The following is a 13,968-nucleotide window of genomic DNA, read 5'->3' on the forward strand; positions in this document are numbered from 1 at the left end:
CTCCTCGGCTACTCGGGGCCGGAGGTGCCGGACTCCAGCAGCGTGCCGCCGTCCCAGGTGACTCCGACCTGCCGGTAGTACGCGCCGATCGGCTCCCGCATCTCCAGCCGGGCCAGTTCCTCGGTCGGAGCCTCGAACAGCCTCAGGTCCGCGTCGGCGGCCCAGGGCCTGCCTGCCTCGAAGGACGCCGCCCCGGTCTCGATCAATTCGTCCAGCGCCAGGCCCTTGCCCTTCTCGATCGACGGCAGCCAGCGGTGGTGCGCCATCGGATGGCCGTTGACGAAGCCGTTGGTCTCGGAGGGCTCCCGCAGCGTGACGACCGCCTCGGCCAGCCGCCGGTCGGCAGCGGCGAGCGTCGCTCCGAAGGCCGCGCCCGCCTCGATCCGCGGCGCGGGCCCGTACGGGTGGGGACGCGTCATGTGGATGGAGCCCAGCTTCTTCGGGTAGCCCTGGTGGAAGCCCCGCGCGATGGCGAAGTCCTTGTCCACCCAGATGTACACGCAGCGGGAGTACGTCCTCCCCTTGTACGAGCAGCGCACCACCACGAACGCTTCCTTGTACTGGGAGCGCACCGGGTCGAGCAGCTCCTCACGGGAGTCGCCGCACGACTGCCAGTCGGCCCAGATCAGGGCCACCGCGCCCGGGTCCTCGTCGGCGAGTCCGAGCGGCTCCGGCAGCAGCTCGGCGACCCGTGCGGGGTCGGTCCGGTACTCGACGGTGATCAGATCGCCGGAGTAGTGCCACGGGGGCGAGGGGACGAGCGAGGACCCGCCGGTGGCGGTCTTGGGGTGGAAAAATCCGCGGACGCCGGCCATGGCGCCTCCTTCGGGGTGCGATCCGGAAATCGTTTGAACCCATACGATAAGCCCGGAGGGCAGCCCTTCCGCAAGCCCCGCAGACGTCACATCAGCCACGGATCACCCGAGGGAAACTCCGGGCCCGGCGGAATCCGCCGGGCCCGGGACGGTCAAACCTTCGGCCGCCGCCCCGAGCGCCGCGGCCCGAGCTCCGAGGCTCCGAGCAGCTCCTGGCGCCGCTCCTCACCGTGCTCCTCGAGCTGGGCGACGATGGCACGCAGTCCGTCCGCGAGACGCAGACACTCCTCGGCACTGAGCCGCGAGGCCACGAACGCCTCCTCGTCGTTGAACGCCGGGAAGAGCTGCTCCATGAGCGCCTCGCCTTCCGCGGTCAGCGCGAGTAGCACCCGCCGACCGTCTTCCGGGTGAGGCGTGCGGGAAACGAGACCCCTCGACTCCAGAGTCCGCGCGACGCCGGTGAGGGTGCCCTTGGTGATCCCCGCCTCCTCGGCCACGTGGCGGGTCTCCGTCTCACCCCAGATCCACAGCACCCACAGCACCACGAAGCCGGTCCAGGTGACCTCGGCGGGCCGCAGCACGGAGTTCTCCAGATGCTGGCGCACGGCTGCCGCCGCGCGGTGGATATTGGCGACCGCCGCCATCTGCTCACGCTGCAGCCGGAAGCCGCCGAGCTTCGCCTGAACGGCCTTCTCGGTCTCGATGATCGATCGATGCCCAGCCACTGACTCCCCCTCGGTCACGGGAAGGCGTTGACACCGCCCCCATGAAATTCGTTTGCCCCCAAATTTTACGCCCCGCCCGGCCTGTCCACCCACGATCACGCCGATCCCGCGGCCCCGCGGGGACGAATTGCCGACCAACTCTTGCGGGCGCCCCCTCCCGTTCGTATCGTTTGACCTCAAACGACTTTCTGCGGGGTCCTCCGCAGCCCCGCCCACGGCACAGATCGCATGTGCACCATGGTGATACGGGCGAGATTTCCCCACGTACCGCCATGTCTTGCCCGTACCCGAGGAGACCGACGGTGAGCACTGACCAGTCCGGACAGATCCAGCAGCAGATCGAGGCGCTCGCCGCCCAGGGCATCGATGTCGTGCGCATCATTTACCCCGACCTCATCGGCGTCGACCGCGGCCGGGACATCCTGCTCCATCACCTGCCCAACGCAACCGGCCACGGCCTGGCCTTCTGCCGGGCGATCTACCACACCGGCGCCCTCGGCGACCACTCCGACATCCCCGGCGGCCTCGACGCCGGCATGCCCGACATCACCGTACGGCCGGACCTGAGCACGCTCGTCCCACTCCCCTGGGAACCCGGCGTGGCCTGGTGCATCGGTGACGCCCGCGACCCCGACACCGGCCTGCCCGCCCCGGAGTCCCCCCGCGACCTGCTGCGCCAGGTCACCGGACGCCTAGCCGAGGACGGTCTCAAGGCCGTCGTCGGCCCCGAGCTGGAGTACGTCCTGCTCGACCCGGACCCCGCCTCCCCCACCGGCTGGCGCCGTTACGCCGCAGCACCCGGCAACGTCTACACCGTCGGGCGCAAGGGCGACCCCGACGGACACCTGCTGCGGACCCTGCGCCACCTGCACCGCCTCAACATCGGTGCCACGGGCGGCAACCGGGAGTACGACGGCGGCCAGTTCGAGATCAACCTCGACCACTCCGAGGCCCTGGACGCGGCCGACCGGGCCTTCCGCTTCAAGGCCGCAGTCAAGGAACTCGCCCGCACCGAGGGCCGCCTGGCCACTTTCATGGCCAAACCCCTCAACGACGGCGGCGGTTCCGGCTTCCACCTGCACATCTCCGTGATCGACGCGGACGGACACAACGTGTTCGACGGCCTCGGGCAGCCCTTCGGCCTGTCCGCCAAGGCCCGCTACGCCGTCGCCGGCCTGCTCACCCACGCCCCCGCCCTCGCCGCCCTGTTCAACCCGACGGTCAACTCGTACAAGCGGTTCGGCCCCGACACCGCCGCACCCTGGCTGATCGACTGGGGCCTGGACCACCGCGGCGCGATGGTGCGCATCCCGCCGGAGCGCGGCGCCGCGGCCCGCCTGGAGATGCGCCTCGGCGACGCCACCGCCAACCCCTACCTCGCCATCGCCGGGCTCGTCGCCGCCATCCACCTGGGAATCCGCGCCGCAGCCGAGCCGCCCACCCCGACCGGCGGCTACGGCTACGACCCCGCGAGCGCCCCCAAGCTGCCCACAGACCTCGGCGCGGCGCTCGACGCCCTGGAAGCCGACGACGAGCTGACCGAAGTGCTCGGCAAGCCCTTCGTCGACGCCTTCCTGATCTTCAAGCGCGACGAACTCGCCCGCTACGGACGGCACGTCACCGACTGGGAGTTCCGCGAGTACGCCCAGCTGATCTGACGACATCACCAACCACACCCCTGGCCTGGAGCCCATGCCCCTCCCCGGACGCCGCAGACGCCGATCCCCCCGACTCTCCCGTGAGCTCGGCGACGTACCCCTCGGCAGGACTCTGAGATCGCTGGCCGCCCCGCCTTCCCGCGGGCCCGAACTCGCGATCGCGCTCATGGAAGACGTGATCAGGAACGCGGGGCAGGACTGGGACCGGCGCACCCACCGCATCCGTGTCCTCGCCGAGGCTGCGGGGCGCGGGCTGCCGCTCACCTGGCGGCGGCGGTCCCACACCCAGGACGCCCTCGTCCTCCACGCCTGGTCGGACCTGGTCCACGCCCGCCGGACGGGCTCTCCCTCGGACCTGTCGGCCGCGGAAGCCACCTGCCGCCATGCCGCGGAACTCGGCCCCGCCGATCCCGTCCCGTGGATCGTCCTCCTGTCCATCCTCCGTCTTCGCGGGGGCCCCGAGGCTGAACTGGCCTCGGCGTGGCGAGAGGCCGGGGCCCGGGATCCGTGGAACAGGGAGGCCCACGTGCAGCTTCTCGGCTACCTCTCGCCGGGAGAGTGCGGTTCCGTGGCGCGGATGCTCGACTTCGTCGACGGCGTCCGCGCCACGGCGCCGGACACCTCGCCCGTCGGTGGCCTGGAACTGGCCGCGCTCATCGACCGCTACCACTGGAACACGGCACGTGGCGGACTCGACGCTCTGACCGCCCGCCACCTGCTGTCACGCCCCCCGGCCGCGCGGGCGCTCGGCCGGGCAGCCGAGCTCTGGCCCCGGCCCGGCCACCTCACGCATTCCGCCGCCCTCGCCGACCTCAATCTGCTCGCGTACGCACTGGTGCAGGCCCGACGTCTGGAGGAAGCAGCCATAACGTTCGCCACACTCGACGGATCGGCAACCCCGCACCCCTGGGCTACCGGCGGAGACCCTCTCGAACAGTTCACGTACTGGCACAACCGACTCCTCGGCTGATCCTGCCCTCATCGGCTTCTACGGCCGGCTCCGGACGGCTTTGGTGTCCACCGCATCACTGTAGGAGCGCCCGGTTTCCCCATTGCCGTGTCTCCCGATTTGTCTGCTCCCTGCCCGCGTTTTGCAGGTCAAGGGCGATGCCCGGAGCCTACAACGATTCGCATGTTCGGTCAGCTTTCCCCAGGTCTCTCAGGACTCATGCTGACCGAATGCTGAGTATTCCGACGCGCCGTCAGGCCGGTGCGGTAGCGCTCCCTCGCCCTCTGACCACTGCCGCCTCGGCAGCCGTTAGCGACATCCTCGGGGCCGAAGGCATCAGCCGGATTGCCCCCGCACGGCGGGCTCCGCGAGCAGCGCGAGGGCCCGGCGCGGAGCCTGCGGTGCCCTTGCCGATCGGGTCGGGCACAGCCATGTCCGACTCGCCTTCCCCGACCACCTGCTCCACCTCCAGCAGGAGCGGAACCTCACGTACGAGACCCCCGCAGCCGCCTTGGGGCGAGCGCGGCCTCGGGGCGGCGCCGCCCCGACCAGATGTCGCGGCCGCCGTCTACCCACCCATCTGGGCCGAACCCGGCCGTTGGGACCGCAACGAGCAAGGTCGGCGCCTCGTCGCAGATCGTCGACATGGATCCCGGAGGAGGCAGAGTTTCCGTCATCGCGGGGTTCAGGAGGGCGGACTCGGCTCGAACAACGGTGTCAGAGTGTGGAATTCGCGCCGAAAATACACTGCCGGCTCTTTGTCGTACACACGGGCCTCCGTTACCGCGCCCACGAGGATGGAGTGATCGCCGCCGCCGTATCGGGCGGTCGCTTCGCATTCCAGCACGGCGCAGGCCCCCTCAAGCAGGGGGTGGCCTTGAAGGTTCGTCGTGAACTCACCCCGGGAGAACTTGTCGACGCCCTTGGAGGAGAACCACAGAGCAAGGTCTCGATGCTTGGGCGGCAGTATGTGGACGACCCACGATCTTGCGGCAGAGAAGGCGGGGTGACACTGCGCGTTGACGGAGAGACAGACCAATACCAGCGGTGGATCGAGGGAGAGCGAGCAGAAGGAAGTGGCGGTGAAGCCCCACCACTCCCCCTCGGCGTCAACGGTTGTCACGATCGTCACCCCGCTCGGGAATGAGGACATGGCGTTCCGGAAGCTGTCCGTCAGCTCCTCAGTGGGCATTTTCGATTCCCTCCAGACAGGACGCATCGGATGCGCCGTGACCGGGCTTGCCGTAGAAACGCCGACGGTGCAGTACTGCCGGCCCTGACAGCCCCAAATGGAACGGATACTTCTCCTTGTTCCGGACGCCTCGCACGCATCAGAGGGGCGCGGGCACCGCGATGGCGGTGAGGAGCACACCCTCGCTCACCAACCACCGCCCTTCGAGCCGGCCCGGGGCGGGCGGCACACCAGCAGGAAGGTCGGCTCGCGGGACGAGCAGCCGCGCCGTGAACGTCATCGCATCCAAATCGAAGTCGATGGAGGCGTCCTCGAACTCCAGGCGCTGGCCTGTGTACGGATTCCATGCCTTGTAGACCGACTCCTTCGCGCTGAACAGCAGGCGGTCCCAGCACACGTCCCGGTACCGGGCCAGGCATGCCTCAACCTGCCGCCTCTCCCGCGGCAAGGCAATGGCCTCCAGGACCCCGTCGGGAAGCGGCTTGTGCGGCTCCGCGTCGATCCCCAGCATCGCGATGTCCCCACCCCGCGCCAACGCGGCGCCCCGGTATCCGGCACAGTGCGTGAGGCTTCCTACTGCCCGGGACGGCCAGCGGGGAGCACCATGCCTGCCGGGCAGCACGGGGACGGCTCGCAGGCCCAGTTCACGCATCGCCCGACGCGCGCAGTGACGGACGGTGGTGAACTCCCGGCGCCGTGAGTCCGCCGCCGTACTGATCAGGGCCGCTTCCTCCGGGTACAGCCATCCCTCCGGCGGGTCGTCACGCGACTCCGCGACGGCGATACAGGAAGGTAGAATCCGCCGCAGCACAAACAGGTCTCCTTCTGCCGAGTTCTCCGATCCGAGCGCCCGAGGGCGCGCCCTGCGCGGCGGCTACCGCGCAGGAATCCGGCCGGGCGGCAGCGTAGGAGCGATGCGACGTACACCACCACATGGGGCGGCAGCCTCTGGTGGTGCTGGCGCTAGGACCGGCTCGTCAGCAACGGTAGCGACGACACCGCGGTCGCTGACCCGGTCAACAGTCCGACATCGGCCCGCAAGATCCGCAGATGCAGCTCTTGGAGCCGCTGGCCCGGGTCCACGCCCAGGTTGTCGGCGAGAGCCTGCCTGAGCGTCATGTAGGCGGCCAGCGCCTCCGCCTGCCTGCCGGACCGGTAGAGGGCGAGCATCAACTGCAGCCAGTGCGGCTCGTGCAGAGGGTTCGCGGCGGTCAGCGAGTGCAGTTCACCGACCAGCTCCTGGTGGTGCCCCAGTTCGAGATCGGCGTCGATACGGGCCTGGACGGCCTCAGCCTTCAGGCCTTCGAGTTCGATGGTGCGCTGGACCACCGTCGGGGTGGCGTTGACGTCCGCGTAGGGATCTCCCCGCCACTCGGCGAGCGCGCGCGTGAGGAATTGGGACGCCATGCGCGGGTCGCCTGCGGCCAGGGCCGCCTTCCCCTCCCGCACCAGACGCTCCGCCCTCACGGCGTCGAGGTGGTCCGGGGGGATGTCCAGGACATACCCGGAGGGACGGGTGAGCAGCCACTGCCCTTCGTGGTCGCCGAGGACCCGGCGGAGCCGCAGGACGGCTACGGCCACCGCCTTGCGGTCCGTGGTAGGCCGGTTGTCGGCCCAGACTTCTTTGAGAATACGCTCGGTCGACATCGCCTCCCCCAACTGCGCAGTTAATGCAGCAAGTAATGAGCGAACGCGAATACCGCTGACCGATACTTCCGTTCCGGATCTTTCGGTGAAGCGGACTTCTACAGGGCCTAGTATTCCCACTTGAGGTGGAGATTGCGAGTTTTCGTGTTCCATCCATTTAGGCATCTTCAGCACCTACCCTCCTCCAGGGTCACCCACGTCCGGCGAGCCGGAATAAGGTGGCGGATGAACATACTTGCATCGGCATCCGTCATGATCAAGGGACTGCCGAACGATGGGCCGCGTTGTGCGGTAGATCACCTGCCGCTGGTCACACGGAGATCGGCTGTGTTTCAGCGGGGTTTCGCGCGGCGACCGGACGGCGCGGCCCGGCGGAGAGCCGCACAGGGACGATGGAGGAGGTCCGTCCACGCACGGGCCGGCGGGCGGGCCGGACCGCGCCGCGCGGTGGCGAAGCCCGCGCTCCGCACCGCGGTTCGGTGCCCCAGCGCCTGACGGCGACGCGGGTCAGCCGGCCTCGCAGGCACCGAGCACGAGATCGCTGACCTCGCGAAGTCGCTCAATGCCGGCTCCGAAATCGGGCTGAACATTGGACAGATACGCGAACACCAACTCGCGCGTGGGATCGGCCCACACGACGCTGGACGTGGTGCCCGCGTGCCCGAAGGCGCTCGCGCTGCTCGCCTTGCCCATCACCTGGGCCAGATCCCGCGGATCCGGGCCCGGACCGCCCAGCATAAATCCGTGGGACCAGCGGACCGGGCGCTTCAGGGAGGCGTCGGTCCCCCCGTCATTGGACGGTTTCCTGGCCTCTGCCACGCTCTCGGGCTGCAGCACGCGGACACCGTCGAGCATCCCGCCTCCCAAAAGCATTTGATAAAAGCGGGCCAGTTGTGCTGCGGTGCCGGAAAGCCCGGCGGACGGTATGACGGACTGCCGGTAGCGGCGCCGGTTACTCATCCACTGGTTGGGCCACTCGGAAGGATGGTCGGCTCGCGCCGGCACATGTCGGTGCCAGGCACTGTCGGGCAATCCCAGGTGCAAATCATTCAGCCCCAGCGGGACGAAGAACTCGGAGGTCACGAAATCGCGGAACGACTGTCCGGTGACGCGCTGCACGATTTCGCCGAGAATGAATCCGTAACTCATGAAGTGGTAGGCGGCGACCTTGCCACCCGGCCACCGGGGCCGGGCCTGTTCGAGGTCGCGCACCGAGCGCTCCCAGTCGCGGGCGGTCCGCATCGTCCGCACCATGCCCCGGCCGACCGGCACACCGGCCCGGTGCTGCAGGACGTGGCGGACGGTCACCGCGCCCTTGCCGTGCTGGGCGAACTGCGGCCAGTACGCGGCCACCGGCTGGTCCAGCTCTATCAGGCCCCGCTCGGCGATCGTGTGCACGGCGAGGGCGGCGAAGGGCTTGGTGGCCGCGTAGACGAGGAAGAGGGAGTCGGGAGAGCAGCCGAACGAGCGGTCCAGTACCACGGCGCCCCGCCGCAGGACGCACAGCTGCGCCGCGCCGCCCCTCGCCTGCACCACATCGCTCAGTCGTTGCAGGGCTGCGGGGTCCATGCCCGCTGCCTTCGGGCTGTGTTCCCGTTCGTTGATGGCGTTCATCGCGGTCGCTTCACCCTCTGTGCGCTTGTGTCGGAAGGCTGCCTGGACTTCATCAGCGATGTCCTCACCACATGACCGGCATGGTGTGCATGCCCCGGACCATCAGTCCCGCCTTCCACGAGAGGCGCTCCTCCGGCACGGCCAGCCTCAGGCCGGGATACCGGCGGAACATTGTCGTCAGCGCGATCTGGAGTTCCACCCGCGCCAGTTGAGCGCCCATGCAGTGGTGCGGGCCCGCACCGAATCCCAGGTGAGGGTTCGGCTGCCGGGTCAGGTCCAGCTCGTCAGGGTCGGTGAACAGGGCCGGGTCGCGGTTGGCCGCGCCCATCGACGGCACGACCGTCTCCCCGGCCTTGACCATGACTCCCCCGAGTTCGATGTCTTCGGTGGCCGTCCGGGGAAATCCGTCGACGGTGCCGATGGGCACGAAGCGCAGCAGTTCCTCGACGGCGCCGGGTATCAGGTCGTGGTCGTTCCTGAGCCGCTCCAGCAGGTGCGGGTTGCGGAAGAGGACGTAGAGGAAGTTGGGGATCTGGCTGGCCGAGGTCTCGTACCCGGCGATGAGGATGGCCTCGGCCAGCCGGACCAGTTCGCCCTCGGTGAGTCTGTCCTCCTCGTCCCGCGCGGTCACCAGCGAGCCGATCAGGTCCTCGGTGGGCCGCACCCGCCGTTGCGCGACGAGCCCGCCGAGGTAGTCGTGCATCTGCATCATGTGGTCGCGCACCTGGACGGGGGTGTGCGCGGTGGTCGTCAGCAGCGCGTCCGACCATGTGCAGAACCGCTTGCGGTCCTCGGGCGGCACGCCGAGCAGCTCGCAGATCACGGCCACGGCGAAGGGCAGGGAGAAGTCCTCGACCAGGTCCGCGGGCGGCCCCATCTCCTCCATGGCGTCGAACAGCCCGTCGGCGGTGCGCTGGATGAGGGGCCGCATCTCCTCCACCCGGCGGGGCGTGAAGACCTTCCCCACCAGGCGCCGCAGCCGCGCGTGGTCCGGGCCCTCGACACTCAGGACGGCGTCGGGCGGCGGCTGGTGCGGCAGGAACCGAGGTGCCCCGGGCGCGACGGCGAGCGCCCGGGAGAACCTGCGGTCCGCGAAGACCCTGCGCACGTCCTCATAGGCGGTGGCCAGCCATGCCTCGCCGCCGTAGGGCAGGGTGACGCGCTGCAGCGGCCGCTCACGGCGCAGCGGCTCCCAGTACGGGTCCGGCTCCAGCCTGTCGGGGTCGTGGAAGGGGTACGCGGGAGCCTCGCCGACACCGAAGGGACATTCGCGCACACCGGTCTCCTGGGCGGTCACGAAGCGTCGTCCCAGGTCACGGGGAGGTTGTATACCCCGTACACGATCTGGTCGTCACGCCACCGGATGTCCTCGGGCGGCGCCGCCATGCGCAGGGCGGGAAAGCGCTTGACGAGGCCGCGCCACGCCGCGCGCATCTCCACCCGGGCCAGTTCCATGCCCAAGCAGAGGTGGATGCCGTGGCCGAATGCGAGGTGCGGGTTGTGCTCGCGCGTGATGTCGAGGCGGTCCGGGTCGGGGAAGACGTCAGGGTCGCGGTTGGCCGCCGGCAGCGAGGCCAGCAGGGCTTCCCCGGCCTTCACCGAGTGGCCGGCGACCTCCATGTGCGCGGTGACGCCGCGCGGCAGCCCCTGCTGGACGATGGTCTGATGCCGCAGCAGCTCCTCGACAGCCTGGTCGATCAGGCTGATGTCGTCGCGCAGCAGGGCCCACTGATCCGGGTTCTCCAGCAGGGTGTAGGTACCGACGCCCAGCATGTTGGCGGAGGTCTCGTGCCCCGCGATCAGCATGAGTACACCGATGCCGGCGACCTCCAGGTCGGTCAGCGCGGGAACGGCGTCCGGGTCCTGGATGAGGTGGCTGAGCAGGTCGTCGCCGGGGTGCTTTCGCTTGGCGGCGCACAGGTTGACCATGAACTCGTTCATCTTGGCGCCGAGGGCCCCCAGTTCCTCGGGGGTGGCCTCCAGGTCCTGGAGTCGCAGGACCATGTCCATGAACTCGGCCCGGTCGTCGTAGCGGATGCCCATCAGCTCACAGATGACGAGCAGCGGGATCGGCAGCGCGAACGACTGGACCAGGTCGACGGGGCCGCCCTCGGCCTCCATGGCGTCGAGCGTGTCGGTGACGATCTGCTCGATCCTCGGTTCGAGCTTGCGGATCGCCCGCATGGTGAACCACTTGGTCAGCAGGCGACGGTAGCGGGTGTGGTTCGGCGGGTCCATGAAGATCAGGAAGCCCGGCAGGTACTCCTCGCCGCGCATCTCCGGTGCCAGGTTCCGCCACGGCTGGGGCGTCTTGCCCGGGTGCGAGCTGACGCGGGGGGCGGCGAGCGCGGCGCGGACGTCGGCGTGGCGGGTCAGCAGCCATCCCTCGGAGTCGTCGGCGAACCGCATCCTGCTGATGGGGTCGGTGCGCCGCAGCTCTCCCAGTTCGGGGGGCGGCGAGAAGGGGCAGGTGCGCTGCCGCGGCAGCGTGGCCGGCTGCTGCTCGGTGTCGGACACGGTCTGGGCTCCTCGGGATGTGGTGCTGTGTGGGCGGGGCTGGGCGGCGCGGCTCAGAGGGTGGGGGCGTCCGGGCCCTTCAGCGGGAGTACCTGGTAGCTGGCGTCGGAGCGGTCGCGCCAGGAAGGGTTGAAGCCGGCCTGGGCCTCGGCGGGGTCGAGCGGCACCTCCTGAACGAGGCTCCAGTCGATCAGCACGAGCCGGCGAGCGATCTTCCAGGCACCCTCGCGCCGTTCGAACCGGTCGACGTACCGTCCGGCGTACTGCTCCACCCGCTTGACGCCTTCGCTCTCGCGGTAGTGATACGCGGTGCAGTACGTCTCCACGCCCGCGGTATCCCCGTCGATCTCGATCGTGCTGCCGTGCAGGGTGTGCAGGGTGCCGCTGTAGGCGTCGCGCAGGACGGGGATGATCTGCTTGACGAAGTCGTGTGCGTTGCCGCGGATGACGCCGCGGTCGTCGTGAGCGTCGTCGTGGTAGGCGGACTTGGCCAGTTCCTCGTCGAGTCGGTCGAGCCCGCGGCAGTAACGCTGCAGCACGGCCCGGATCTCGCGCTCGCTCCACAGGATGTCGAGCTTGTCCATCGTGGTCCCTCCTTGGTTCGCTGTCTCTGGTGGATTTCGGGCACGCCAGGGTCTGCCAGGGCGCAGAAGCGGCGGGCAGGGGAAGGAAGGGAGTTGGTGGGGGCTCAGGGAAGCGCGGTCAGACCGGTTCGGGGAGCGTTGACCAACACCGCTTGGTTTCCCTGGGGATGCTCGTTGTCGTACATCAACTGGTGCGCCTTGCCGATGTCGTCGAACCCGCCGGTCCAGGAGAGACACGGGTCGAGTTGTCCGGTGGCCACGAGATGAATGACGTCGCGGCACTGACGGAGATTGGCAAAGTGCGAGCCCTGCAGACGCTTTTGACGCATCCACAGAAAGCGTAGGTCGACATCGGCGTTGTAGCCGGTGGTCCCGCCACAGATGACGACCATTCCGGCGTTGTCGCACAGGTACATGGAGGTCGGGATGGTGTCCTGGCCACTGTGCTCCAGGACGATACGTGGGGACCTGCGCTCCCCCAGCGCCTCCCAGAAGCTCCGGCCGAAGGCTCGTACGCCCTCTGTCCAGCGGGCCATCGCCTCCCGGTCACCGATGTCCGGCAGCCGCCCCCAGTGGTCGAAGTCGAGGCGGTTGACGGTGCCTTGGGCGCCGAGTTCGCGGCAGTACCGGGCCCGCTCCTCGTCGGAGACCACCGCGACGGGGATGCCGCCCCGGGCCCGGGTGATCTGGATGGCCATGGAGCCCAGTCCGCCGGCTCCGCCCCAGATGAGGACCGGGTCGCCCGGCCGCACTTCGTGGGGCGTCCAGCCGCACAGCTGGCGGTAGGCGGTGGCCCCGGTGAGCAGGAAGCAGGCGGCTTCCTCCCAGGTCAGGCCGGGCGGCTTGGGGTGGCATTGGTAGTCGTCGACGAGGGCGAACTGCGCGAAGGAGCCGTAGTTGCCCTCGTATCCCCACACCGACTGCGAGCCGGAGGTCATGGGGTCGGCGCCCATGCGGATGTCGGAGGCCGTCTCCGTCCACTGGCAGCCGGACAGGATGACCTCGTCGCCCACCGCGACCTGGCTGACGCCCTCGCCCACCGCCCACACCACGCCGGACCCCTCGGACCCGCCGATGTGGAAGTCGTCGTGGTCACCGCGCCTGAGCCGCTCGGAGATCACGTCGACCGGCCGCCCGAGGGAGGCCCAGACGTTGTTGTAGTTGATGCCGGCGGCCATGACGAGGACCAGCACCTGGCCGGGCCGCACCTCAGGCACGTCCACGACCTCACTCCGGAACGCCTGGTGTGGCGGACCGTAGCGCTCCCGCCGGATCACCGAGGCGTACATCTGCTCGGGTACGGTGCCGATCGGGGGTATGTCACCCAGTTCGAAAAGAGTATGTCGCACGCAGAACCCCGTCTGGATACAAACTCGTGCCGGATCAGGAGAAATTCAGAAGACATGCCACGCGGCAGTGCCACTGCATATTAGGAATACGGCGGGCAGGACGGAGAGTGAGTCGATCCGTCAGCCGAGCGCTCATATGGAGAGCGAATAACTCAGCCTATCGTACACAAGTTCACCCACTTTATGGAACTGCTTCGACAGATAGAAGTGCCCGCCCTGAAATACCTTCAGACGGAAATCCGCCGAGGTGTACGCACGCCATTTGTCGACCTCCTCGACCGGGGCCATGGCATCCGCGTCGCCGACCAGGGCGGTCACGGGGCACGGCAGAAGCGGACCGGGCGTGTGGCGGTAGGTCCGGACCGCGCGGTAGTCGCTGCGAATGGCCGGCGCGACCATCCGCAGCACGTCCTCGTCGGCCAGGAGGCCGATATCGGTACCGCCGAGGTTGTCCAGGGCCGTGATCATCGCCCGGTCGTCCAGTTCGTCCAGCGGCATGTTCACCCCCTGCGCCGGATTCCCGCGCCCGGAGACGAACAGGTGGGCGGGCAGCGTGCCCCCGTCCTGGCACAGCAGCCGCGCCACCTCGTAGGCGAGCACCGCTCCCATGCTGTGGCCGAACAGGGCGATCGGCCGGTCCAGCCAGGGCGTCAATGCCTCGGCGACCCCGTCACGCAGCTCCTCGATCGAATCGAGGAGAGGCTCGTTGCGCCGGTCCTGCCGCCCGGGGTACTGGACGGCCAGTACCTCCACCTCCGGTGCCAGCTCCCTGGACAGCGCGAAGTAGGCAGTGGCGGAGCCCCCGGCGTGCGGCAGGCACAGCAGCCGCATCCGGGCCTGGGGAGCCGGATAAAATGTTCGTATCCACAGGCGGCTGGAAGGGAAGGGCCGCGGGTCTCCCGCGCTGTGCGTCGTCAT

The 13,968-nt window shown here is 69.1% G+C and carries 13 protein-coding genes and 1 pseudogene; 2 read left to right on the forward strand and 12 right to left on the reverse strand.

Going from position 1 to position 13,968, the window contains the following annotated elements; genetic code table 11:
• Nucleotides 1-8: 8 nt before the first annotated feature.
• Both OG447_RS25045 and OG447_RS25050 read right to left on the reverse strand, forming a co-directional pair.
• Entirely contained in the window at nt 9-815 is an 807-nt protein-coding gene (locus OG447_RS25045; protein WP_266939485.1) for an acetoacetate decarboxylase family protein, read from the reverse strand.
• Between the two features lie 152 nt (nt 816-967).
• Nucleotides 968-1,540: a MarR family winged helix-turn-helix transcriptional regulator gene (locus OG447_RS25050; protein ID WP_266939486.1), complete on the reverse strand. Its 573-nt coding sequence runs from the start codon at nt 1,538-1,540 to the stop codon at nt 968-970.
• A 302-nt stretch (nt 1,541-1,842) separates the two neighbouring features.
• Here OG447_RS25050 and OG447_RS25055 point away from each other — a divergent pair, with 302 nt between their 5' ends.
• A complete protein-coding gene (locus tag OG447_RS25055; protein WP_266939487.1) occupies nt 1,843-3,198 on the forward strand; it encodes a glutamine synthetase family protein in 1,356 nt (451 codons plus the stop codon).
• A 166-nt stretch (nt 3,199-3,364) separates the two neighbouring features.
• Complete coding sequence (locus OG447_RS25060) at nt 3,365-4,168, forward strand: hypothetical protein (protein ID WP_266939488.1); 804 nt, start codon at nt 3,365-3,367, stop codon at nt 4,166-4,168.
• 664 nt (nt 4,169-4,832) lie between these two features.
• Here OG447_RS25060 and OG447_RS25065 read toward each other — a convergent pair.
• The 10 genes and pseudogenes from OG447_RS25065 to OG447_RS25110 form a co-directional block, all read right to left on the reverse strand.
• The gene (locus OG447_RS25065; RefSeq protein ID WP_266939489.1) at nt 4,833-5,339 is read right to left on the reverse strand and encodes a flavin reductase family protein; all 507 of its coding nucleotides are present in this window, start codon (nt 5,337-5,339) and stop codon (nt 4,833-4,835) included.
• 139 nt (nt 5,340-5,478) lie between these two features.
• Nucleotides 5,479-5,850, reverse strand: a complete 372-nt coding sequence (locus OG447_RS25070; protein ID WP_266940138.1) for a 4'-phosphopantetheinyl transferase — start codon at nt 5,848-5,850, stop codon at nt 5,479-5,481.
• Nucleotides 5,851-5,880: 30 nt separating this feature from the next.
• Nucleotides 5,881-6,150 (reverse strand): annotated as a pseudogene (locus OG447_RS25075) (4'-phosphopantetheinyl transferase); the annotation flags it as partial.
• Nucleotides 6,151-6,302: 152 nt separating this feature from the next.
• On the reverse strand, nt 6,303-7,151 hold the full coding sequence (locus tag OG447_RS25080) for an AfsR/SARP family transcriptional regulator (RefSeq protein WP_323181865.1): 849 nt from the start codon (nt 7,149-7,151) through the stop codon (nt 6,303-6,305).
• A gap of 342 nt (nt 7,152-7,493) precedes the next feature.
• Nucleotides 7,494-8,600 (reverse strand): serine hydrolase, encoded by a 1,107-nt coding sequence (locus OG447_RS25085; RefSeq protein ID WP_266939490.1) that lies wholly within the window; start codon nt 8,598-8,600, stop codon nt 7,494-7,496.
• A 64-nt stretch (nt 8,601-8,664) separates the two neighbouring features.
• A complete protein-coding gene (locus OG447_RS25090) occupies nt 8,665-9,897 on the reverse strand; it encodes a cytochrome P450 (RefSeq protein ID WP_266939491.1) in 1,233 nt (410 codons plus the stop codon).
• Nucleotides 9,894-11,117, reverse strand: coding sequence for a cytochrome P450 (locus tag OG447_RS25095; RefSeq protein ID WP_266939492.1), 1,224 nt, complete (start codon nt 11,115-11,117; stop codon nt 9,894-9,896). The genes OG447_RS25090 and OG447_RS25095 overlap by 4 nt, the downstream gene beginning before the upstream one ends.
• A 53-nt stretch (nt 11,118-11,170) precedes the next feature.
• On the reverse strand, nt 11,171-11,701 hold the full coding sequence (locus tag OG447_RS25100) for a nuclear transport factor 2 family protein (RefSeq protein WP_266939493.1): 531 nt from the start codon (nt 11,699-11,701) through the stop codon (nt 11,171-11,173).
• 104 nt (nt 11,702-11,805) lie between these two features.
• Nucleotides 11,806-13,050, reverse strand: a complete 1,245-nt coding sequence (gene ccrA, locus OG447_RS25105) for a crotonyl-CoA carboxylase/reductase (protein WP_266939494.1) — start codon at nt 13,048-13,050, stop codon at nt 11,806-11,808.
• Between the two features lie 132 nt (nt 13,051-13,182).
• Nucleotides 13,183-13,968 (reverse strand): thioesterase II family protein, encoded by a 786-nt coding sequence (locus OG447_RS25110; protein WP_266939495.1) that lies wholly within the window; start codon nt 13,966-13,968, stop codon nt 13,183-13,185.

The sequence above is a fragment of the Streptomyces sp. NBC_01408 genome (assembly GCF_026340255.1).
Taxonomy (GTDB): Bacteria; Actinomycetota; Actinomycetes; order Streptomycetales; family Streptomycetaceae; genus Streptomyces.